Annotated in this window: 19 protein-coding genes and 1 pseudogene; 3 read left to right on the top strand and 17 right to left on the bottom strand. The window is 70.3% G+C overall.

Annotated features, from left to right (window positions below):
• Positions 1-32: 32 nt before the first annotated feature.
• The 7 genes from Q5716_RS13715 to mazG form a co-directional block, all read right to left on the bottom strand.
• Positions 33-1271, bottom strand: coding sequence for a S8 family peptidase (locus tag Q5716_RS13715; protein ID WP_305003718.1), 1239 nt, complete (start codon positions 1269-1271; stop codon positions 33-35).
• Positions 1268-1783 (bottom strand): DUF501 domain-containing protein, encoded by a 516-nt coding sequence (locus Q5716_RS13710; protein ID WP_305003717.1) that lies wholly within the window; start codon positions 1781-1783, stop codon positions 1268-1270. Before Q5716_RS13710 ends, Q5716_RS13715 begins: the two co-directional genes overlap by 4 nt.
• Entirely contained in the window at positions 1780-2286 is a 507-nt protein-coding gene (locus tag Q5716_RS13705; RefSeq protein WP_305003716.1) for an FtsB family cell division protein, read from the bottom strand. Before Q5716_RS13705 ends, Q5716_RS13710 begins: the two co-directional genes overlap by 4 nt.
• A 116-nt stretch (positions 2287-2402) precedes the next feature.
• Positions 2403-3683: a phosphopyruvate hydratase gene (gene eno / locus Q5716_RS13700; RefSeq protein WP_305003715.1), complete on the bottom strand. Its 1281-nt coding sequence runs from the start codon at positions 3681-3683 to the stop codon at positions 2403-2405.
• Positions 3684-3734: 51 nt separating this feature from the next.
• Entirely contained in the window at positions 3735-5012 is a 1278-nt protein-coding gene (hisS, locus tag Q5716_RS13695) for a histidine--tRNA ligase (RefSeq protein ID WP_305003714.1), read from the bottom strand.
• A 29-nt stretch (positions 5013-5041) separates the two neighbouring features.
• On the bottom strand, positions 5042-5638 hold the full coding sequence (locus tag Q5716_RS13690) for a TetR family transcriptional regulator (RefSeq protein WP_305003713.1): 597 nt from the start codon (positions 5636-5638) through the stop codon (positions 5042-5044).
• Between the two features lie 221 nt (positions 5639-5859).
• Positions 5860-6507 (bottom strand): nucleoside triphosphate pyrophosphohydrolase, encoded by a 648-nt coding sequence (gene mazG, locus Q5716_RS13685; RefSeq protein ID WP_305003712.1) that lies wholly within the window; start codon positions 6505-6507, stop codon positions 5860-5862.
• Positions 6508-6555: 48 nt separating this feature from the next.
• On the opposite strand from mazG, the gene Q5716_RS13680 reads away from it, so the two are divergent.
• Positions 6556-7113 (top strand): thermonuclease family protein, encoded by a 558-nt coding sequence (locus Q5716_RS13680; protein ID WP_305003711.1) that lies wholly within the window; start codon positions 6556-6558, stop codon positions 7111-7113.
• A gap of 5 nt (positions 7114-7118) precedes the next feature.
• Here the strand turns inward: Q5716_RS13680 and Q5716_RS13675 are convergent, their stop codons facing one another.
• From Q5716_RS13675 to Q5716_RS13645, 7 genes are all read right to left on the bottom strand, one after another.
• Positions 7119-7700, bottom strand: coding sequence for a helix-turn-helix domain-containing protein (locus Q5716_RS13675; RefSeq protein ID WP_305003710.1), 582 nt, complete (start codon positions 7698-7700; stop codon positions 7119-7121).
• Between the two features lie 9 nt (positions 7701-7709).
• Positions 7710-8792: an FAD-dependent oxidoreductase gene (locus Q5716_RS13670; protein WP_305003709.1), complete on the bottom strand. Its 1083-nt coding sequence runs from the start codon at positions 8790-8792 to the stop codon at positions 7710-7712.
• Positions 8789-10102, bottom strand: coding sequence for an FMN-binding glutamate synthase family protein (locus Q5716_RS13665; protein ID WP_305003708.1), 1314 nt, complete (start codon positions 10100-10102; stop codon positions 8789-8791). The genes Q5716_RS13670 and Q5716_RS13665 overlap by 4 nt, the downstream gene beginning before the upstream one ends.
• 13 nt (positions 10103-10115) lie before the next feature.
• Positions 10116-10799, bottom strand: coding sequence for a GltB/FmdC/FwdC-like GXGXG domain-containing protein (locus Q5716_RS13660; protein WP_305003707.1), 684 nt, complete (start codon positions 10797-10799; stop codon positions 10116-10118).
• On the bottom strand, positions 10787-11683 hold the full coding sequence (locus Q5716_RS13655) for a class II glutamine amidotransferase domain-containing protein (protein ID WP_305003706.1): 897 nt from the start codon (positions 11681-11683) through the stop codon (positions 10787-10789). Before Q5716_RS13655 ends, Q5716_RS13660 begins: the two co-directional genes overlap by 13 nt.
• Positions 11684-11709: 26 nt before the next feature.
• The gene (glnT, locus tag Q5716_RS13650) at positions 11710-13047 is read right to left on the bottom strand and encodes a type III glutamate--ammonia ligase (RefSeq protein ID WP_305003705.1); all 1338 of its coding nucleotides are present in this window, start codon (positions 13045-13047) and stop codon (positions 11710-11712) included.
• A 106-nt stretch (positions 13048-13153) separates the two neighbouring features.
• Complete coding sequence (locus tag Q5716_RS13645; protein WP_305003704.1) at positions 13154-14575, bottom strand: MFS transporter; 1422 nt, start codon at positions 14573-14575, stop codon at positions 13154-13156.
• 56 nt (positions 14576-14631) lie between these two features.
• Between Q5716_RS13645 and Q5716_RS13640 the strand changes: the two genes are divergently transcribed.
• Complete coding sequence (locus tag Q5716_RS13640) at positions 14632-15426, top strand: CPBP family intramembrane glutamic endopeptidase (RefSeq protein WP_305003703.1); 795 nt, start codon at positions 14632-14634, stop codon at positions 15424-15426.
• Here the strand turns inward: Q5716_RS13640 and Q5716_RS13635 are convergent.
• Positions 15401-17218, bottom strand: a complete 1818-nt coding sequence (locus Q5716_RS13635) for an ABC transporter ATP-binding protein (RefSeq protein ID WP_305003702.1) — start codon at positions 17216-17218, stop codon at positions 15401-15403. The two genes, Q5716_RS13640 and Q5716_RS13635, sit on opposite strands and share 26 nt — an antisense overlap.
• A gap of 10 nt (positions 17219-17228) precedes the next feature.
• On the bottom strand, positions 17229-17819 hold the full coding sequence (locus Q5716_RS13630) for a TetR/AcrR family transcriptional regulator (RefSeq protein ID WP_305003701.1): 591 nt from the start codon (positions 17817-17819) through the stop codon (positions 17229-17231).
• Positions 17820-17897: 78 nt separating this feature from the next.
• On the opposite strand from Q5716_RS13630, the gene Q5716_RS13625 reads away from it, so the two are divergent.
• Positions 17898-18653, top strand: a complete 756-nt coding sequence (locus tag Q5716_RS13625; protein ID WP_305003700.1) for an SDR family NAD(P)-dependent oxidoreductase — start codon at positions 17898-17900, stop codon at positions 18651-18653.
• A gap of 16 nt (positions 18654-18669) precedes the next feature.
• Here Q5716_RS13625 and Q5716_RS13620 read toward each other — a convergent pair.
• Positions 18670-21108 (bottom strand): annotated as a pseudogene (locus tag Q5716_RS13620) (phosphoketolase family protein); the annotation flags it as partial.
• Positions 21109-21119 lie beyond the last annotated feature (11 nt).

The following is a 21119-nucleotide window of genomic DNA, read 5'->3' as shown; positions in this document are numbered from 1 at the left end:
GATGCTCTCTCTGGTGGAAGGTCGCTAAAACTCTACTCCGACTTTCGGGCCCTCTTTGTCCGTCTGATACCAAGCGCGACGGCCGCGCCGGCGATCGCGAGGAACACGGCGAAGACCAGGAGGGGGATGCCCGCCACCCGCAACTCGTTCACCGTCGGCAGGAGCGTGCCGAGCGGGCTCGACGGTGCGAGGGCGATGGGCTCCGGCACCGTGTACGGCACTCCGCTCGGCAGCGGTGCGGGGGTCGAGTCCGCCCGGCGGTAGAGCGTGATCCACTCGGACAGCTCCCCCATGGGGTTGGCGCCGACCGTCGGCACCGACGCGGTGACGGCCGCCGCGGCATCCACGAGTCCGAAGCCGTAGATGGGGTCGGCTCCTGCCGCGCCCGCATCGCGCGCCGTGGAGACAACTCGGTTGATGACGTTCGCGGCGTCGAGGCCCGGGTGCGCGGCCATCACGAGCGCGACGATGCCCGAGACGATCGGCGCCGCGCCGCTCGTGCCGTTCCAGCGGACGTGCCCTCCGCCGGGCACGACGCCGACGAGGTTCTCGCTCGGCGCGGCGACGGCGATGGTGATGCCCTGGGATGACGCGTCGAAGCTCGCCTCCCCCGCAGCATCCACCCCGGCGACCGTGAGCACGCCCGGCATCGTCGCGGGGGCGCCGACCTGCGTCGTGCCGCTGCCGCGGTTGCCCGCCGCCGCGACGACCACGACGTCGTGCTCCGCCGCGTACAGGAACGCATCGTCCCAGCTCTCAGGCCAGTCGATCGTGTTGCGGGTGAGCGACATGTTGATGATGTCGGCGCCGTTGTCCACCGACCACTTGACCGCGGCGGCGATCTGGTCGTCCGAGCTCATCGTGCCCTCGCCGAAGCCGATCGAGACGGACAGGATGTTCGCTGCCGGCGCCGAGCCGATGACGCCGTTGTCTCCCCCGGTGCCCCGGCCCGCCGCGAGCGAGGCGACCATCGTGCCGTGGTCGGAGCCGGTCGACCCCACCGGCGTCTGGCCGTTGGAGGACCCGAGGCCCGAGAAGTCGGCTCCGCCGGTAACGGCGCCGCGCAGCTCCGGCACTGAGCCGTCGACGCCCGTGTCGATGACGGCGATCGTGATTCCCGCGCCCTGGGTCGTCGCCCACGCCGCGCGGATGCCGTACTCGTCGAGCCAGTACTCGCCGTCGCGGACGGCGTCGGCGGATGCCGGGGCGGCACCGAGGGCGACGGATGCCACGAGCCCGAGCACCACGGCCGCAGCGACGCGGCGCGTCATCCCGCCACCTCCACAGTGACGGCGCACTGGCAGACCTCGGGGCTCCACCCGCACTCGGCGAGCGCCACGTCCCCGATCGGGTTGACTCCGGGTCCGGCGGCGAGGGCGTGGCCGACGAGGGCGTGCAGGCACTTCACGCGGTCGGGCATCCCGCCCGCGGAGATCCCGTCGATCTCGGGCACGTCGCCGAACTGCCCGCGATCGGCCAGGTACTGCTCGTGCGCGGACCGGTAGAGCTCCGCGGTGGCACCCTCGAGGAGCGCGGCGAGCTCGGGCATCCTGCCCTCCGCCTCGAGCGTCGAGACGGCCGCCGTCGCGGCGGGGTGGGTGAGGTAGTAGAACGTCGGGAAGGGGGTGCCGTCGGTCAAGCGCGGCTTCGTCGAGACGACGGTCGGCCGTCCGCACGCGCAGCGGGCTGCGATGCCGACGACGTCGCGGGCCGGTCGCCCCAGCTGGCGCGACACCTCGGCGATGTCGTCCTCGGAGGGCGGGTCGAACGGGGGCCGGGTCATGGCACGGTCTCCAGGTCCTGGGCCGGAGCTGTCGTCAGCCCGGCGGTGTAGATCGATGAGAGCAGCGTCGCGAGCCAGTCCGTCTTCGTGGTCTGGATCTGGTCGCTGATGGGCAGGCCGTTCTCGGTGCCCTGCTGGGCTCCCGTGTCGCCCACGACGAGGTAGCTGATGTCGCCGGGCAGCACGTAGTTGAGCCGCTCGCGGGCCTGTGCCTCGATGTACGCGGGGTCCTTCCACCGGTCGACCTCCTCGGTGAGCTCGCCCACCGACGACTCGGCCTCGGCGACGGTCTGCTCCAGCTGGGCGATCTGCGCGCGCTGCTCGAGCAGGATGCGCAGGTTCGGCGCGAGCACGATGACGGCGAGGATGACGAGCGCGAGCATGAGGAGCGTGAAGCCCGAGAAGCGGAGGTTGCGGAGCCATCCCTCGGGCGCCGTCTCCTCGCGAGGCAGCGTGACCGGCACCCGCCGGGTGCCGTCCTTCTGCCGAGTCTGTCGCGCCACCCTCCCAGGGTAGGCGGTGAGGCTGCGAGGATGCCTCGCGACGCGGCCTGTCCCGTCACTGGCCCGGGCACGCCGATGGCCCCCGCCACGGGGCGAGGGCCATCGGGCGGGCGCGACTACTTGCCGAAGCGCGGGAACGCGGAGCGGCCGGCGTACACCGCGGCGTCGCCGAGCTCCTCCTCGATGCGCAGCAGCTGGTTGTACTTCGCGACGCGGTCGGAACGCGCCGGGGCACCGGTCTTGATCTGTCCCGCGTCGGTCGCGACGGCGAGGTCGGCGATCGTGGTGTCTTCGGTCTCGCCCGAGCGGTGCGAGATGATCGCCGTGTAGCCGTGGCGCTGCGCGAGCGAGACGGCGTCGAGGGTCTCGGTGAGCGTGCCGATCTGGTTGACCTTGACGAGGATCGAGTTCGCGACCCCGAGGTCGAGGCCCTTCTGCAGGCGGGTCGGGTTGGTGACGAACAGGTCGTCGCCGACGATCTGCACCGTGGAGCCGACGCGCTTCGTGAGCTCGACGTAGGCGTCCCAGTCGTCCTCGGCGAGCGGGTCCTCGATCGTCGCGAGCGGGTAGTCCGCGACGAGACCGGCCCAGAAGTCGGTGAGCTGGTCGGCGGAGAGCTGCTGCTTCTCGAACGAGTACACGCCGTTCTCGAAGAACTCGGTGGCCGCGACATCCAGGCCGAGGGCGAAGTCCGTGCCGGGCACGAAGCCGGCCGTCTCGATCGCCTTCACGATGAAGTCGAGAGCGGCACGGGCACCGGGCAGGTCGGGGGCGAAGCCGCCCTCGTCTCCGAGGCCGGTGTTCTGGCCGGCCTTCTTGAGCTCGCCCTTGAGGGCGTGGTAGACCTCGGCACCCCAGCGCAGGCCCTCGGCGAACGTGTCGGCGCCGATCGGCAGGACCATGAACTCCTGGATGTCGAGCGCGGTGTCGGCGTGCGCGCCGCCGTTGATGATGTTCATGAGCGGGACGGGCAGCGTGTGCGCGTTCGGGCCGCCGAGGTAGCGGAAGAGCGGGAGGTCGGCCGAGTCCGCCGCAGCCTTGGCCACGGCGAGCGACACGCCGAGGATCGCGTTGGCGCCGAGCTTCTTCTTGTTGTCGGTGCCATCGAGCTCGATGAGCTCGGCGTCGATGAGGCGCTGGTCGGCGGCGTCGAAGCCCTCGATGGCCGGGCCGAGCACGTCGAGGACCGACTCGACGGCCTTCTGAACGCCCTTGCCGAGGTAGCGGTCCTTGTCCCCATCGCGAAGCTCGTAGGCCTCGAAGGCGCCAGTGGACGCGCCAGAGGGGACGGCGGCGCGGGAGACCACGCCGTCCTCAAGCAGGACCTCGACCTCGACGGTCGGGTTGCCCCGGGAATCAAGAATCTCGCGAGCGCCTACAGCCTCGATCAATGCCACGGGAGAACTCCTCAGAAAAGTGTGGTGGTGGTTGCGGGTACGAGCCTACTGCTAGCGCAGCGGCTTGAATTCGAGCGAGTCGGCCGTCGACTCGGGCGTGACGGTGGCCACGCGCGAGAAGCCGGAGGCCGCGAGGTGGGCGAACAGCGGGCCGAGGTTGCGGGGCTTGCGCTCCACCCGCACCCGCAGGCCGCGGGCGACGAGGTCGCCCTGGAGCCGGGCGAGCGAGGCGAGCGGCACCGTCCCGTCGTGCAGCAGGGCCACAGCATCCGCGCCGTCGGCGTCCGGCAGGTCGACGAGGTCGACCAGTCGCTCGAAGCCGAGCGAGAAGCCTGCGGCCGGGACATCCGTGCCGAGGAAGCGGCCGATCATGCCGTCGTAGCGGCCCCCTCCCCCGATCGAGTAGCCGAGCTCCGGGTGGGCGACCTCGAAGATCGTGCCCGTGTAGTACCCCATGCCGCGCACGAGCCACGGGTCGAACACGACGACCTGCCCGCCCGCGACCTCGTTGACGGCCTCGCCGATCGCGGCGAGTTCGGCGACCGCGACCGGGTCTGCTCCCTCCGGAAGGGCCTTGCGGATCGCCGCCTCGCCGAACGGGAGGTACTCCATCGTCGTCGGCCTGCGGAAGAACGACTCGAGCGCATCGGCGGCGGCGGAGTCGAACCCGCGCTCGCGCAGCTCGGCGAGCACGCCATCCTGACCGAGCTTGTCGAGCTTGTCGATCGTGATGAGGGCCGAGTCGTGCTCTGCCGCGGGGAAGCCGAGGACGGTCAGCGCGCTCGCCAGCAGCCGACGGTCGTTGACCCGGATGCTCGCCCCCGAGATGCCGAGGGCGGCGAGCGTCGCGGCGGTCGCCGTGATGAGCTCGACCTCCGCCGACGGCCCCGCTTCGCCGATGATGTCGATGTCGCACTGCACGAACTGGCGGTAGCGGCCCTTCTGCGGTCGCTCGGCTCGCCACACCGGAGCGATCTGGATGGCGCGGAACACCGTCGGCAGCTCGGCGCGGTGCGACGCGTAGAAGCGGGCGAGCGGAACGGTGAGGTCGAATCGCAGACCCAGGTCGGCGAGGTCGAGCGGCTCTCCCGCCGCGCGCAGGTCGTCCACGGTGAGCCCGCGCTTCATGACCGCGAACGCGAGCTTCTCGTTGTCGCCGCCGAGGCCGGAGTGCAGCCGCGACGAGTCCTCGACGACGGGCGTCTCGATCTCGTCGAAGCCGTGGGCGCGGTAGCTCGAGCGGATCACCGACAGCACGCGCTCCCGACGGGCCTTGTCCGCAGGGAGGAAGTCGCGCATGCCGCGCGGAGGGTTCACGACAGAGGCCATGCCTCGATTGTCTCAGGTCGCCGGGGCGCTCACGCTCGCTCGCTCAGGAGCGCCGCGACGCGCTCACGATGCTGCTCGGCCGCCCGATGGAGCGACGCCGTTGCCGACTCGGCGTCCCCGTTGAGCACGAGGTCGTACTGGATGCCGTGGAAGGTGTTGACGATCAGGCGCGTCTCCGCGTCCGCATCCTCCGGCGCGAGTCCGAGCTCCTCGAGCGCTCGGCGACCGATCGACATCCACCGCTCGTACAGCGCGCGCGTGGTCGAGAGCCCGTCGGGGTGCACGGCCTCGAGCATCCCGGCCTCGAACTCGAGTCGCTGCAGCTGCCGGTTGCGGGGCTGCACCGCCCACTCCCACGAGAGCACGAGCCCCTCGATGTAGTCGTCGAGGCTCGACTCCGGGGTGAGGCGGGCCTGGATCACGGTCGTGCGCGCGGAGATCGCCTCGACGATGTCGCGGACGAGTTCGGCGCGGGAGCCGAAGTGGTAAACGAGCACGTACGTGGAGACGCCGAGCGCCTTCGCGAGGGTGCGGAACGACAGCTCCGACAGCGGCTTGTCGAGGAGGTAGTCGAGCGTCTGCTCGAGCAGTGCGGGCTTCCGTGCCGGGTCAGGGGTCCTGGCCATGCCATAACCATAACGACTGTTTTGCGGTATCGCTGCCATCGTTGTACTCTGGTCCCGGCGTTCCGTCGACGACGGTCCGGCGCGCCCTGAGAAGTTCGGGGGGACTTCGCCTCCGACAGGGCCGGTGGCTCGGGTAAATCCACCGGTCCGAGGGGCAAGCCGCGTGCTTCGGCCGCGGGTGCCCCGGTGCCCTCTCCATTCGGGTTGGAGAGGGCACCGCTCTACCCGGCGGTCTCGGCCGCCCGGATCTCCGACTGGAGCTCGCGCAGCGCCGATCGCAAGGCGCGCTCCGAGTCGAGCCCGTTGGCCTTCGCGGATGCCACGATCGCGAGCAGGAGCGGGCCGAGCTCGTCCTCCGTCTGCACATTCACGGCGCCGGGCTGCGTGGCATCCAGCAGCCCCACCTTGTGCGCCCGGCCGAGGAGCTTGTCGGCGAGGGCGAGCGCGGGCATCCCCTGCGGGACTCCGTCGAGAACGCTCGTGCGGCCGGGCTTCTCGGCGCGCTTGAGCACGTCCCAGTTCTCCATCACCGCGTCCGGGGTGTCGGCGACGGCGTCGCCGAAGACGTGCGGGTGGCGGCCGATCATCTTCGCCGTCATGTGCGCGGCGACGTCCTCGAGCGTGAAGCGCCCCTCCTCCGCCGCGATGTCGGAGTGGAAGATGACCTGGTACAGCACGTCGCCGAGCTCCTCGACCATCTCGTCGCAGTCGCCCGACTCGATCGCATCGACGAGCTCGTACGTCTCCTCGATGAGGTACTGCACGAGCGACTCGTGGGTCTGCTCGCGATCCCACGCGCAGCCTCCGGGAGCGCGCAGCCTCTCGAGCACGGCGATGAGTTCCTCGAGCTTCGGATGCGTCGACTCCATGCGCCCAGTCTGGCAGCCTCCGGCACGGGCATCCGTCAGACTGGGATCGTGCGCCGAGTGCTGACCGTCCTGCTCCTGATCGGATGCATCGCGCTGCTCGGCTGGGCCGTGCTCACCGGCTGGAACCCCGTGCCGCAGGCCACCGGGTCCGCCGGGTCGGTCGAGGCGGGCGAGTCGACGCGTGCGCCGGATGCCGGCGCCTCGGGCATCCCCGCGGGCGCGACACCCGCCGTCGTGAGGTACGTCCACGACGGTGACACCCTATTTCTTGAGGATGGGCGCAAGGTGCGACTGCTCGGCATCAACACCCCGGAGATCGGGGAGGTTGCGGAGTGCTGGGGCGATCAGGCCACGAGCGAGTTGCGCGGCCTCCTCCCCGAGGGCTCGACCGTCTGGGTGCTCGAGGACGTCGAGCCGCTCGACCAGTACGGTCGGTCGTTGCTGTTCGTGTTCCTGCCCGACGGCACGAACGTGAACGTCGAGATGGTGCGAGTGGGGGCCGCCGAGATCGAGCAGTACTCCCCCAACTGGCTGTACACCGACGAGCTGCATGACGCCGAAGACGCGGCGTACGCCGACCGGGTCGGGCTCTGGGGGCAGTGCTAGAAGAACTAGCCGTAGACGTGGTTCTGGGCGATCGCGAGGAAGCGGATCGGCACCTCGACGAGCTCCTGCGGGCCGTGCGGCCCCTCGCCGTCGATGAGCAGCGAATCACCGGGGCGCAGCGTGTACGTATAGGCGCCGTGCCCGTAGACCATCTCGCCCTCGAGCATGTACAGGAACTCGGTGCCCGGATGCTGGAACAGGGGGAACACGGCCGACCGCTCCGTGAGCGTCACGAGCGTTGGCTCGAGGGCACCCTCCACCCCGCGCAAGGCGCCGAGCAGCTGGTACTCGTGGCCGAGGCGCGTGCCGCTGCGCACCGTGATGCCGCCGGCGCCCGCGGGCGTGAAGACCGCCTCCCGGTCGGTGTCGGCGCCGCGGAACAGGGCGGTGACGGGAACCCCGAGACCCTTGGCGAGCCGCTGCAGAGTCGTGAGGCTCGAGGAGGTCGCGGCCGCCTCGATCCGCGAGATCATCGCCTTCGAGAGCTCCGTGCGCTGGGCGAGCTCCGCCGCCGACATCCCCGCCGCCACGCGGTATTGCTTCACGCGCTCGGCGATGATCTCCTCGAGTGCCCGCTCCTCCGCCACACTCCGACCCTAGTGCGAGGCGAGGAGGAAGGGCTCGGGAGCGCGGGCACCGCGCGCGACATCGGCGATGATCGACCCCGTGAGCGGGGCGAACTTCGCCCCGTGACCCGAGCAGGGCGAGGCGATCACGAGTCCGTCGACGGAGTCGATGATGAAGTTCTCGCTCGGCGTCGACGTGTAGAGGCACGTCTGGGCGGCGAGGGGCTGGGGCTCGACGGCGGGCAGGAACTCGGTGACGTAGCGGATGATGCGGTCGCGAGCCGCGGCATCCACCACTCCGTCCCTGCCGCTCGCGGTCGTGCGCGACCCGCCGTCGTGCTCGGCGATCTTGAACGCGGCCGGCAGGTCGCGAGCGGCGGGGAGCGAGTACACCGAGAGGTCGCCCTTGTGGACGAAGATCGGCCAGTCGTCGAGCTCCGCGGGGCGCTCGAAGAAGAACGCGTTCTGCTGGGAGACGGTGAGAGCCGGGAGTTGCGGGAGAGGCAGGTCTGCGGCGAGCTCCGGGAGCCACGCTCCGACCGCAAGGACCACGACGTCGGCGACGAGCTGCCGGTCGCCGAGGTCGACGACCCACTCCGGGCCGCGCTTCGCGACGCCGGCGACGGGCTCTCCCGTGATGACCTCGGCTCCGGCGTCGGCGGCGAGGCCCACCATCGAGTGCACGGCGAGGTCGGCATCCAGGACCCCGGCCCCGGCGTGCCACACGGCATCGGTGTCGAAGGCGATGTGCGGGAAGCGCTCGCGGGCCGCATCGCGGCTCAGCCGCTCGTGCTCGAGGCCGAGCGCCGAGAGCGACGCGGCGATGCCGTCGAGGTCGCGGTGGGCACCGAAGTCGAGTCCGCCGGTCTGCCGCACGAGCGCGACGCCCGCCGCGTCCTCGAGCTCGCGCCACCGCTCGAGCGCCCGCACCGTGAGCTCCGCGTGGAAGGCGTCGGGATACGCGTGCCGGAAGATTCGGGCACTCCCGTGCGAGCTCCCGCCGCCGTGCGCCGGCGTGAACGCCTCCACGAGGACGACGTCGTCTCCCCCGGCGGCGAGCCGCCACGCCGCCGCAGCGCCCGCGAGTCCGGCACCCGCGACGACCGCCCTCACAGCTCGGTTCCGGGGATCCAGTTCGTGCCCGCGAGGGGCACGCGCGCCATCGCCGCCGACTCGAGCGTGAGGGCGACGAGGTCCTCCGGCTCGAGGTTGCGCACGTGCGACTTGCCGCACGCGCGCGCGATCGTCTGCGCCTCGAGCGTGAGCACGCGCAAGTAGTTGGCGATGCGCCGTCCGCCCTCGATCGGATCGAGGCGCGCCATGAGCTCGGGGTCCTGCGTGGAGATGCCCGCGGGGTCGCGGCCGTCCTGGAAGTCGTCGTAGAAACCCGGGGCCGAGCCGATCTTCTCGTACTCGTCGGCGAACTGCGGCGAGTTGTCTCCGAGAGCGATGAGCGCTGCGGTTCCGATCGACACCGCATCGGCTCCGAGCGCGAGCGCCTTGGCCACGTCGGCGCCGGTGCGGATGCCTCCCGAGACGATGAGCTGCACCTGGCGATGCACTCCGAGCTCCTGCAGCGCCTCGACCGCCATCGGGATGGCGGCGAGGATCGGAATTCCGACGTGCTCGATGAACACCTCCTGGGTCGCCGCCGTGCCGCCCTGCATGCCGTCGAGCACGACGACGTCGGCCCCCGCCTTCACGGCGAGCGACGTGTCATAGTACGGGCGGGATGCTCCGATCTTGACGAAGATCGGCTTCTCCCAGTCGGTGATCTCGCGCAGCTCCGCGATCTTGATCGTGAGGTCGTCGGGACCGGTCCAGTCCGGATGGCGCGACGGCGAGCGCTGGTCGATGCCGACGGGGAGAGTGCGCATGCCCGCCACTCGCTCGGTGATCTTCTGGCCGAGCAGCATCCCGCCGCCGCCGGGCTTGGCGCCCTGTCCGAGCACGACCTCGATCGCGTCCGCCTTGCGCAGGTCGTCGGGGTTCATGCCGTACCGGCTCGGAAGGTACTGGTAGACGAGATGCCGGGAGTGGCCGCGCTCCTCCGGTGTCATGCCGCCGTCACCGGTGGTCGTCGACGTGCCCGCCTCGGATGCCCCGCGCCCGAGCGCCTCCTTCGCGTTGGCCGACAGCGCGCCGAAGCTCATGCCCGCGATCGTCACCGGGATGTCGAGGTGCAAGGGCTTCGACGCGTGGCGGTCGCCGAGCACGACGTCGGTGCCGCACGCCTCGCGGTAGCCCTCGAGGGGGTAGCGCGACATGCTCGCCCCGAGGAAGAGCAGGTCGTCGAAGTGCGGCAGTGGCCGCTTCGCCCCCCATCCCCGGATGTGATAGACGCCCGTCTCGGCCGCCTGCTGGATGCGTCTGATCGTCGCCCGGTCGAACGTCGCGGATTCGCGGAGTGCGCTGGTGTCCATGAAGCGGTGCCCTTTAGTAGGTGTTGTGGGAGTGGAAGTGGTAGAGCGTGCGCGCGGACCCGTACCGGCGGAAGTCCGCGGGGTCGTCGCTGCGGCCGGCTGCGGCAAGCAGGTCGCCGAGCTCAGCGAGGTGCTCGTCGCGCATGGGCTTCTCGATGCAGTCGGCCCCGAGAGAGGCGACCGTGCCCTTGACGTAGATGCGGGCCTCGTAGATGGAGTCGCCGAGCGCCTCGCCCGCGTCGCCGCACACGACGAGCCGGCCGGCCTGCGCCATGAACGCCGACATGTGGCCGATGTCGCCGCCCACGACGATGTCGACGCCCTTCATGGCGATGCCGCAGCGGGCTCCCGTCGAACCGTCGACGACGATCAGGCCGCCGTGACCGGTCGCGCCCGTCGACTGCGAGGTGCTGCCCGTGACGTGCACGGTTCCCGACATGATGTTCTCGGCGAGGCCCGTGCCGGCGTTGCCGACGATCTCGAGCCACCCCTTCTGGTGCATCCCCGCGGCGAAGTAGCCGACGTGGCCCTCCACCGTCACGCGGATGTCCTCGTGGATTCCGACGGCGACGTTGTGGGCCCCGCGCGGGTTCTCGACGCGCCAGCGGCTCCCCGGCTCCGCCTCGTGCAGCGCCTTGTTGAGCTCGCGCACGGGCGTCGAGGCGAGATCGACCACGGTCTCCTCTAGAACGTCCACGAGTACACCTCCCCCGGCTCGGGCTCGAAGATGCGGGCATCCTCGATGCCCGGAAGGCCCGCGAGGGCGCGGTACTCGCTCGCCATAGCGACCCACTGGTCCGTCTCGGCGATGATCGCCGGCTTGCACGCGATCGGGTCGCGCAGCACCGCGAGGCCGTCGGCGGTCGTCACGACGAGCGTGTAGAAGCCGTCGAACACGGCCTTGAGGTTCTCGAGCGCCTCGGGCAGGGTGTCCCCCGCCTGCAGGCGCGTCGCGAGGTAGCGCGCGGCCACCTCGGAGTCGTTGTCGCTGTCGAACTCGACCCCCTGCGCCTTCAGGGTGCGCCGGATGCTCGCGTGGTTGGAGAACGACCCGTTGTGCACGAGGCAGAGGTCGTCGGCGACGGTGAACGGGTGCGAGCCGGACGCCGTGACGGCCGACTCCGTCGCCATCCGGGTGTGCGAGACGCCTTGCGTGCCGCTCACCGACTCGAGACCGAACTGCTCGGCGAGCCCGACCGGGTCGCCGATGCCCTTGAGCGTAGCGACGGAGTCGCCGCGGCCGATCTGGCGGGCGCCCGGGGCGGCGATGCGGAGAGCGGCGGAGAGCTCGTCGGTGGATGCTGCGGCGCTCGCGAGCGTCGTGTCCCCGAGCGTGGTTACCGTCGCGGGCACCCCCAGCAGGTCGGTGAGCGCCGCGGCGATATCGCCGTCGGGACGGCCCGCATCGAGGAGGCTCACGGTCGCCACCCCCTCGGGGTTGAGCCGGGCATCCCCGTACACGGAGATCCCGGCAGAGTCGGGGCCGCGCTCGACGATCTCGCACAGCATGCCGTGCATGAGGGTGCCGAGCTGCGAGCGCAGGGCGGGGTCCTTCAGTTGAAGGGCAGCGATGCCGCACATGGGTCGTGTCTTCTTTCTCGTGGTTCTCAGAACGCGGTCAGGTAGCGGTCGATCTCCCAGGGGGTGACCGTGTTGTGCCAGGTGAGGAACTCCTCCTCCTTGACGTCGGCGTAGTAAGCGGTGACGGCCGGGCCGAATGCTTCAGCGAGCAGCTCGCTCGTGCGCAGCGCCTCGACGGCGTGCAGGAGGGTCGGCGGAAGCGGGGTTGCGGCGTCGCCGGGGATGCCCGGTCCGTTGGGCGCCCCCGGATTCGCGCCGCGCGAGATGCCGTGCAGCCCCGCGGTGAGGGCCGCCGCGATCGCGAGGTACGGGTTGGCGGATCCGTCGCCGCCGCGGAGCTCGATGCGGTTGCCGTCGGGCACCCGGATGAAGTGCGTCCGGTCGTTGCCGCCGAAGTCGGCGACGCGCGGCGACCACGTCGCCCCGCTCGTGGTCGTGCGGGCTCCCGAGCGCTTGTAGGAGTTCACCGAGGGCGCGATGAAGGCCTGCAGCGCGGGCGCGTGGTCGAGGATGCCCGCGATGAAGCTGTACGCCGTGGAGCTCAGGCCGAGGCCGTGCGCGTCGCCCTCGGCCGGGAAGAGTGAGTCGCCCGATTCGCTCCAGAGCGACAGGTGCAGGTGCATCCCGTTGCCCGAGCGGTTGGAGAAGGGCTTGGGCATGAAGGTCGCCGTCATGCCCTGCGCCTCGGCCACCATCGAGATGATGTAGCGCAGGGTGATGACGCGGTCCGCCGTGGTGAGGGCGTCGGCGAAGGTGAAGTTCTGCTCGAACTGGCCGTTGCCGTCCTCGTGGTCGTTGGCGTAGTTGCCCCAGCCGAGGTCGTTCATCGCCTTGCTCGTCGTCGCGAGGTGCTCGAACATGCGGGTCACCCCGCGGGCGTCGTAGCAGGGCTGCCCCGAGGAGTCGCGAGTGTCGGCCGTGTGGATGCTGCCGTCGGCGTCGCGGGCGAGCAGGAAGTACTCGATCTCCGCTCCCACCATGGCGGTCATCCCCTTGCCCCGGAGCGTCTCGAGGACGTTCTTGAGGATCACGCGCGGCGCGAACGGCCACGGCTCGCCGTTCACGTACGGGTCGCACTGCACCATCGCGAGGCCCGGCTTGATGAAGTCGAGGTTCGCGTAGCTGTCGGGGTCGGGGATGACGCAGATGTCGGGGTCCTGGGGCCGCTGCCCGATGGCACCCGCGGCGAAGCCGGCGAAGCCGAGGGCTCCCGCCTCGAGCTCGTCGAGCGCCTCGATGGGCACGAGCTTCGCGCAGGGCTTGCCGTTCATGTCGACAAAGGTCGCCAGGATGAAGCGGACGCCATCGGCCGCTGCCTTCTGTGCCAGCGGGGTGGTCGCTGGGATGGTGATGACGTCAGTCACGACGGGCTCCTCTACCGTGTCGTGTTGCATGGAAGTGAACTGAATTGCTTGTCAGTACACTAACCCGGTCACGTCACGGTGGAGGCCACCGCATGTAAAAGGTTTGTTACGCCTCCGCCGGCTCCGCCGTCGGAGCCGGCTGCACCGGCGTCTTCGGCATGGCGAGGACCGCGACGAACGTCGCGGCCATCACGATGAGCACACCCAGGAAGACCGCCGCGGACCCCGCGACGATCGCCTCCGGCGCAGGCTCGACCGCGTCGCCGAACACCGAGTTCGCGATCGCACCGAACACTGCCACCCCGACCGCCGAGCCGATCGACCGCGCGAACAGGTTGGTGCCGGTCACCACGCCGCGCTCGTTCCACTCCACCGACGACTGCGCGGCGATGAGCGTGGCCGTCGCGAGGAGTCCCATCCCGAGACCGATGACGAAGGAGGCGATCGTGACCACCGCGACCGACGGCGACGTCGCGAAACCCGCGAGGAGCGCGGTGCCGACGAGCGAGACCGCCGAGCCGATGAGCGCGGTCGTGCGGAACCCCAGCCGCAGGTAGAAGCGGCCGGAGAACGACGCCGACAGCGGCCAGCCCAAAGTGAGAGCGGCGAGCGCTGCACCCGCGACGAGCGGCACCACCCCCAACGAGCCCTCGAGGTAGGTCGGCACATACGAGGTGAGGCCGATCAGGAGTGCGCCGACCCCGAGGCCCGCGAGGGTCGTCGTCAGCAGGAGCGGTCGCGTGAACACCCACAGCGGCAGGATCGGCTCGGATGCCCGCCGCTCGACGAGCACGAAGGCGACGAGCAGCGCGCCGCCCACCGCGAACGAGGCGACCGACTGCCACGAGTCCCACGCCCACGCCTGGCCGCCCTCGAGCACGGCCAGGATGAGGAGCGTCATCGACGCCGCGAGGAGTGCGGCGCCGGCGAAGTCGATGCGGTGCGAGTGGCGCTCCACCTTCTCGTGGAAGTGGCGCACGAGCATCCAGCCCGCCACCAGGCACAGCGGGATGTTGACAAAGAAGACCCACCGCCACGCGTCGAACTGGGCGAAGAGGCCGCCGAGGGTCGGACCGACCACGGAGGAGACCGCCCACACGCTCGCGACGTAGCCCTGCACGCGGGCGCGCTCGGCGACCGAGTAGATGTCGCCGAGGATGGTGATGGACATCGGTTGGACGGCGCCCGCCCCCAGCCCCTGCAGCACGCGGAACGCGATGAGGGCCGGCATGCTCCACGCGACCCCGCACAGGATCGACCCCAGCAGGAAGAGGCCGATTCCGATGAGGATGATCGGCTTGCGGCCGAACAGATCGGAGAGCTTCGCGTAGATCGGCACGGTGACCGCTTGAGCGAGCAGGTAGACCGAGAACAGCCACGGGAACTGCGCGAAGCCACCGAGCTCGCCGACGATCGTCGGTACCGCCGTCGCGAGCACCGTGGCGTCGATCGCGACGAGACCCGTCGTCACCATGAGGGATGCGAGGACTGGCCCCCGCTCGGACCGGAAACCGACGTCGCTGCTCATATCGAGGAGTAATCCTTGCACGGGGTGCAGATATTCCGTCGTGCAACGATGGAGGGATGCTCGACCCGTCGTGGCCCTGGACCCCGCTCGTCGCGTGGGTGCTCCTCGCGGCGCTGCTCGCCCTGCTCGTCGTGCGCACCGCGCTCAAGGACCGTCGGGAGTACCGCCGCTTCACCCGCTACCGCACTACCCTCAAGCGCCAGGCGATGATGCGCAAGTGGCTCCTCGACTCGCTGTGGTCGATCGGCGGCGTTGCAGTTGTCGTCCTGGTCGTCGCCGGCCGGTTCGTCGCCCCGCTCCTCGCCGAGCTGCAATCGTGGCTGCCCATCGATCCGGGCCTCGTGTGGGGCATCATCTCGGGCGGGGCCGTGGCCCTCGCGGTGCTGACGATTGTCGGCATCCACTCCGCCCGCCACTCGCCGGACGACGTCGCGACGATCGGCGACATCGCGGCGATGCTCCCGCGCAACCGGCAGGAGCTGCGGCTGGGCTGGCTGCTCTCGATCAACGCCGGCGTGTCCGAGGAGCTGCTGTTCCGACTCGCGCTGCCGGCACTCGTCTTTGCGGCGACCGGGAGCGCGGCAGTCGCCGTGATCGTGCCGCTGCTGCTCTTCGGCGCCCTCCACGTGTACCAGGGGGTGGCCGGCGTCGTCGGCACCACGGTCGTCGGCGGGGTGCTCGCCGCGTCCTACATCGCGACCGGCTCCATCGTCGTCCCGATCCTGCTGCACGCCCTGTTCGATCTGCGCTCGCTCGTGCTCATCCCCACCGCCGTGTACGGTGCCCACCGCATCGACGGACGGGAGCACAAGTTCATCGCGCGGCCTAGAGCTGCGACTCGAACATCGTGAAGAACTCGCCCCTCTTCGCGATGAGCTCGTCGGCCGTGCCGCGCTCCACCACGCGACCGTCCTTGAGCATGTAGATCACGTCGGCGCGCTCGATCGTCGTGAGGCGGTGGCTGATGATGATGAGCGTCTGCTCGGTGTCGGCGAAGAGGTGGTTGAAGATTCGCGACTCGGCGAGCGCGTCGATCGCCGAGGTCGGCTCGTCGAGGATGATCACGGGCGCCTGGCGGTAGAAGTTGCGGGCGAGCGCCATGCGCTGCCACTGCCCGCCCGAGAGGTCGACGCCGTTCGTGCCGTCGGGGTGGGCCATCCACGGCGACACGTAGCTGTCCTCCCCCTTCGGGAGCTTCGAGATGAACTCCGCCGCCTCGGCTTTGGCGAGCGCGGCGTCGAACGCCTCCCGGTCGAAGGGTTTGGCGATCTTGCCGTAGTACACGTTGTCGCGCGCGGTCGCGAAGCTGTAGCTCAGGTAGTCCTGCTGGAGAACGGCGAGCTGCTTGTGCCAGGAGTCGAGGGAGAACTCCCCGAGGGGCGTGCCGTCGAGCGCGATCGAGCCCTCCGTCGGCGAGTACAGCCCGCTCAACAGCTTGATGAGGGTCGACTTTCCCGCCCCGTTCTCGCCGACGATGGCCACCCGCTGCCCCCGATCGATGCTGAGCGAGACATCCCGCAGCACGTCGCGCTCCGAGGAGGGGTAGCGGAAGCTCACCGAATCGACGACGATCCGCGCGGGCGGCCCCTCGAGCTCCCGGTCGCCGCCCTGACGCACGTCGAGCGCCATGAACTCCTGGTAGTCGAAGAGGTTCGCGAGCTGCTCGTCGAGCGAGCTCACCTCCGTGACGAAGCTGTTCATCGCGGCGAGCGCGCGCTGCACGATCTGCTGCACGTACAGGAACTGGCCGATCGGCTGGAGGTGGGCGATGATCTGCACCGTCACCCACAGCAGCGAGCCGACCTGGGCGGCGAGCTCGAGCGCATCCGCGGCGAGCCGCTTGAGGATGAACCGGCGCTCGAACACGATGCGCTCCCGCTCGTCGGCGTCGCGCAGATCCTGCCGGAGGTTCAGCAGGTAGCGCACCATCCCGTACAGCCGGAGCTCCGCGATGTGCTCGGGCTGGAACAGTTGCCGCTCGATCGTCCCCTTCGCGCGGCGCACGTCGACGGTGGCGTTCCAGTGCCGCACCTGCGCCCGCGAGAGCGAGAACTGGAGGTACACACCCGGGATGATCGCGACGACGAGGATGAGCGCGAGCCACCAGCCGACGAGGAGCAGCGCGACAACGCTCGCGACGAGCGTGATAACCTGCGACGCCATGCGCGAGAGCGTCGTGAACGCCTGCGAGTAGAACAGCGAGAACCGCTGCGCCCGGTCGTACATGTCGATGGTGTCCTTGTCGTCGTAGCGCCAGAACTCCAGCGACAGGAACCGCTCGTACATGATGTCGCTCACCTTGGCCTCGAGCTTGTAGCGCATGAGGCGCTGCACGTACTGCTGCAGGCTGTTCCAGCCCATCGTGAGCAGACCGAGCACACCCGTGACGATGACGTACGCGATGGCACGAGCCCCCGCATCCGGGTCGCCGGCGAACGCGTCGCCGAGCGCCGTCGTCGTCAGCGCAGCGAAGTAGGTGGTGACGATGGGCAGGACGGCCGTGATGACCGCGCCCGCCGCTTGCAGGATGATCGTGCCGGGCGTCGTCTCCCACGTGAGCTTCGCGATGTCCCGCGCCGCGACGAGGTACTGCTTCGGCCCGAAGTTGGACTGCTGGATGCGGCGGTTGCGACCTGGAGGCATGCCTCCAGTTCTACCCCCTGCCGCCGTCGGCATCGGCCATGTGCCACCAGCCCGGCACGAGGTGCGCGACCGCCTCCAGGAATGCCTCGGGATGCGCCGGCTCGCGCAGCCACACGGCGATCGCGCCGACCGTGCCGTCCGCGACGTACCGGATGGAGGCCTCGGCGACCACCTCGGGGGCGAGCCCGGCGACCGGGGGCGGCTGCAGGAGACCGCGGTCGAGCAGGAGCCGCGACGAGCCCTGGAAGTGCTCGCTGAGGAAGTCGTGGAGGCCGCCGCCGGAATCGAGCCCCCGCCGGTAGACGTCCGCGTGGCGGAGGACGTGCTCGAGGACGGCCCGAGTGACATCGCGGAGGGCGGCGGGCAGCGCCGCGGGGTCGACGCCCTCGAGGTAGCGCTCGCGTGCGGCATCCAGCTCCACAGCGAGCGCGGAGCGCAGGAGCGCGAGGGGCGAGCCCGCGTGCTCGTAGAACGTGGAGCGATGGATGCCCGCCCGCTCGGCGATGGCGGTGACGCTCAGGTCGTCGGCGCGAGTCGCGTCGGCGAGCTCGAGCACGGCGGCGTGGAGCCGCTCGCGGCTGCGGCGCTGTCGTGCATCCATGATGTCCTCCTCGCACGAGCGTAATGTGGATGACGATCAAACCGACAACTGTCGGTTAACTGAGGAGAGGAAGAAGCCATGGCCAGCTACGACGTCCAGGATCGGTCCGCGATCGTCACCGGAGGGGGGTCGGGGATCGGTCGCGCCGTCGCGCTCGAGCTCGCCCGGAGCGGGGCATCCGTGCTCGTCACCGACCTGAAGCAGGAGAGCGCCGACGCCGTCGTCGCCGAGATCCGGGAGGCAGGCGGAGTCGCCGAGGCCTTCGTCGCCGACTCCTCGGACCCGGCATCGTCGGAGGCGGCCGTCGCCGCCGCGAACGCGCTCGCGCCCCTCAAGATCGCCGTCAACAACGCCGGCATCGGTGGTGCGGCGTCCACGATCGGCGACTACCCGCTCGACAGCTGGCAGAAGGTGATCGAGGTCAACCTCAACGCCGTCTTCTACGGGCTCAAGGCGCAGCTGCCCGCGATGGTCGCGAACGGCGGCGGGTCGATCATCACCATGGCCTCCGTGCTCGGCTCCGTGGGCTTCCCGATGTCATCTGCGTATGTCACCGCGAAGCACGGACTGCTCGGCCTCACCAAGAACGCAGCCCTCGAGTACGGCGCGCAGAAGGTGCGCGTCAACGCGGTCGGCCCCGGCTTCATCCACACCCCGCTCGTCGACTCGAACCTCGACGCCGGCGCGCAGGAGTTCCTCGCCGGCAAGCACGCGCTCGGCCGCCTCGGCACGCCGGAGGAAGTCGCCGCCCTCGTCGCGTTCCTCGCCTCCGACGCCGCGTCGTTCATCACCGGGAGCTACCACCTCGTCGATGGCGGGTACGCGGCGCAGTAACCGCAGCGGCCAGTGGTCAGGCGTTGTCCCCGCCGGTGTCGCGGGCGTCGGCACCGGCGCCCGCACCCGCCCACGACCACTGCGCCACCTCGGGGATGTCCTCCCCGAACTCGCGGGTGTACGCCTTGGCGCGCAGCCGGGCATCCTGCATCTCCTGACGCAGGGCGCCCTCGCGCTCGGCGAGACCGGGCACGCGATCGATGACGTCGATGACCAGCTTGTAGCGGTCGAGGTCGTTGAGCATGACCATATCGAAGGGCGTGGTCGTGGTCCCCTCCTCCTTGTACCCGCGAACGTGGAGGTTCGCGTGGCCGGCGCGCTTGTAGGCGAGCCGGTGGATGAGCCACGGGTAGCCGTGGTACGCGAAGACGACCGGCTTGTCGCGGGTGAACACGGCGTCGTAGGCCGCGTCGGAGAGCCCGTGCGGATGCTCGCCCTCGCTCTGCAGCCGCATGAGGTCCACGACGTTCACGACGCGCAGCCGAAGCCCCGGAACCCGGTCGCGGAGGATGGAGGCCGCCGCGAGCACCTCGACGGTCGGCACGTCTCCCGCGCACGCGAGCACGGCATCCGGCTCCTCGCCTGCCACCTCGGTGCCGGCCCACTCGAGCAGCCCGAGCCCGCGGGTGCAGTGCTCGATCGCGCGCTCCATGCTGAGCCAGTTCGGTGCCGGCTGCTTGCCGGCGACGACGACGTTGATGTAATCGACCGAGCGCAGGCAGTGGTCGTAGGTGGACAGGAGCGTGTTCGCGTCGAACGGGAGGTAGACCCGCACGACGTCGGCCTTCTTGTTGACGACGTGGTCGATGAACCCCGGGTCCTGGTGTGAGAAGCCGTTGTGGTCCTGCCGCCACACGTGCGAGCTCAGCAGGTAGTTGAGGGAGGAGATCGACCGGCGCCACGGCACCTCGCTCGACGCCTTCAGCCACTTCGCGTGCTGGTTGACCATGGAGTCGACGATGTGGATGAATGCCTCGTAGGAGTTGAGCAGGCCGTGCCGCCCGGTGAGCAGGTAGCCCTCGAGCCATCCCTGGCACTGGTGCTCGCTCAGCATCTCCACGACGCGGCCCGCGCGGGCGAGGTGGTTGTCCTCGTCGATGGGCTCGTAGTCGGCGTCCCACTGCTTGGCTGTCGCCTCGAACACCGCCTGCAGCCGGTTGGATGCGGTCTCATCCGGCCCGAAGATGCGGAAGGCGTCGGGGTTGGCGCGGATGACATCCCGCAACCACTCCCCCAGCACCGTCGTCGCACTGCTCGTCGAGCCGCCCGGCTCCGGCACCTCCACCGCGTAGTCGCGGAAGTCGGGCAGCGCCAGCTCGCGCCGCAGCAGCCCGCCGTTCGCGATCGGGTTGGCGCTCATCCTCCGATCGCCGTCCGGCGCGATCGCGGTCGCCGCGGGAACGAGAGCGCCCGACTCGTCGAAGAGCTCCTCCGGCCGGTAGGAGCGCAACCACCCCTCGAGGAGCCGCGTGTGCTCCTCGGTGTCGCGGGCGTTCGCGAGCGGCACCTGGTGGGACCTCCAGTTGCCCTCGGCAGGGTGTCCGTCGATCACCGGCGGGCACGTCCACCCCTTGGGCGTGCGCAGGATGATCATCGGCCACGCTGGCCTGCCCTCGAGCGAGCCGTCGGCGGCGCTGCGCTTGATCGCCGCGATGTGGTCGAGGGCCGCGTCGAGGCTCTCGGCGAAGCGCTCGTGCACGAGCATCGGATCCTCGCCGTCGAAGCCGCCCGAGACGAGGTACGGCGTGTAGCCGTAGCCGCGCATGAGCTCGAGGAGCTCCTCCTCGGGGATTCGCGCGAGCACCGTCGGGTTGGCGATCTTGAACCCGTTGAGGTGGAGGATGGGCAGCACGACGCCATCGCGCACCGGGTCGAGGAACTTGTTGCCGTGCCACGCCGTCGCGAGCGGGCCGGTCTCCGCCTCGCCGTCGCCGACCACCGCCGCGACCGTGAGGCCCGGGTTGTCGAACGCGGCGCCGTAGGCGTGCGACAGCGAGTATCCGAGCTCGCCGCCCTCGTTGATCGACCCGGGAGTCTCCGGCGCCGCGTGGCTCGGGATGCCGCCGGGGAACGAGAACTGCCGGAACAACCGGCGCACCCCCTCCTCGGAGCGGTCGATCGACGAGTACAGCTCGGAGTAGGTGCCGTCGAGGTAGGCGTTCGCGACCATCCCCGGCCCGCCGTGGCCCGGACCGCACACGTAGATCGTGTCGAGGTCGCGCTCGCGGATGACGCGGTTGAGGTGCGCGTAGATGAAGTTCAGGCCGGGCGTCGTGCCCCAGTGCCCGAGCAGACGCGGCTTGATGTGCTCCGGCCGCAGCGGTTCGCGCAGCAGCGGGTTGTCGAGCAGGTAGATCTGGCCCACCGACAGGTAGTTGGCGGCGCGCCACCACGTGTTGATCGAGTCGAGGGAGTCGGCATCCATCGCCCCAGCCTCGCAGCGACCCCGCGCCCGAGGCTAGGGGC

The organism is Antiquaquibacter soli (assembly GCF_030580675.1).
GTDB lineage: Bacteria > Actinomycetota > Actinomycetes > Actinomycetales > Microbacteriaceae > Rhodoglobus > Rhodoglobus soli.
This window is presented reverse-complemented; position numbering and strand designations above follow the sequence as displayed.

What these genes read in the sequence shown, in the direction of transcription:
- Q5716_RS13715 (WP_305003718.1), bottom strand. Translation starts at nt 1,271, where the DNA reads ATGACGCGCCGCGTCGCTGCGGCCGTGGTGCTCGGGCTCGTGGCATCC.
- Q5716_RS13710 (WP_305003717.1), bottom strand. Translation starts at nt 1,783, where the DNA reads ATGACCCGGCCCCCGTTCGACCCGCCCTCCGAGGACGACATCGCCGAG.
- hisS (WP_305003714.1), bottom strand. Translation starts at nt 5,012, where the DNA reads ATGGCCTCTGTCGTGAACCCTCCGCGCGGCATGCGCGACTTCCTCCCT.
- Q5716_RS13690 (WP_305003713.1), bottom strand. Translation starts at nt 5,638, where the DNA reads ATGGCCAGGACCCCTGACCCGGCACGGAAGCCCGCACTGCTCGAGCAG.
- mazG (WP_305003712.1), bottom strand. Translation starts at nt 6,507, where the DNA reads ATGGAGTCGACGCATCCGAAGCTCGAGGAACTCATCGCCGTGCTCGAG.
- Q5716_RS13665 (WP_305003708.1), bottom strand. Translation starts at nt 10,102, where the DNA reads ATGGACACCAGCGCACTCCGCGAATCCGCGACGTTCGACCGGGCGACG.
- Q5716_RS13655 (WP_305003706.1), bottom strand. Translation starts at nt 11,683, where the DNA reads ATGTGCGGCATCGCTGCCCTTCAACTGAAGGACCCCGCCCTGCGCTCG.
- Q5716_RS13645 (WP_305003704.1), bottom strand. Translation starts at nt 14,575, where the DNA reads ATGAGCAGCGACGTCGGTTTCCGGTCCGAGCGGGGGCCAGTCCTCGCA.
- Q5716_RS13640 (WP_305003703.1), top strand. Translation starts at nt 14,632, where the DNA reads ATGCTCGACCCGTCGTGGCCCTGGACCCCGCTCGTCGCGTGGGTGCTC.
- Q5716_RS13635 (WP_305003702.1), bottom strand. Translation starts at nt 17,218, where the DNA reads ATGCCTCCAGGTCGCAACCGCCGCATCCAGCAGTCCAACTTCGGGCCG.
- Q5716_RS13630 (WP_305003701.1), bottom strand. Translation starts at nt 17,819, where the DNA reads ATGGATGCACGACAGCGCCGCAGCCGCGAGCGGCTCCACGCCGCCGTG.
- Q5716_RS13625 (WP_305003700.1), top strand. Translation starts at nt 17,898, where the DNA reads ATGGCCAGCTACGACGTCCAGGATCGGTCCGCGATCGTCACCGGAGGG.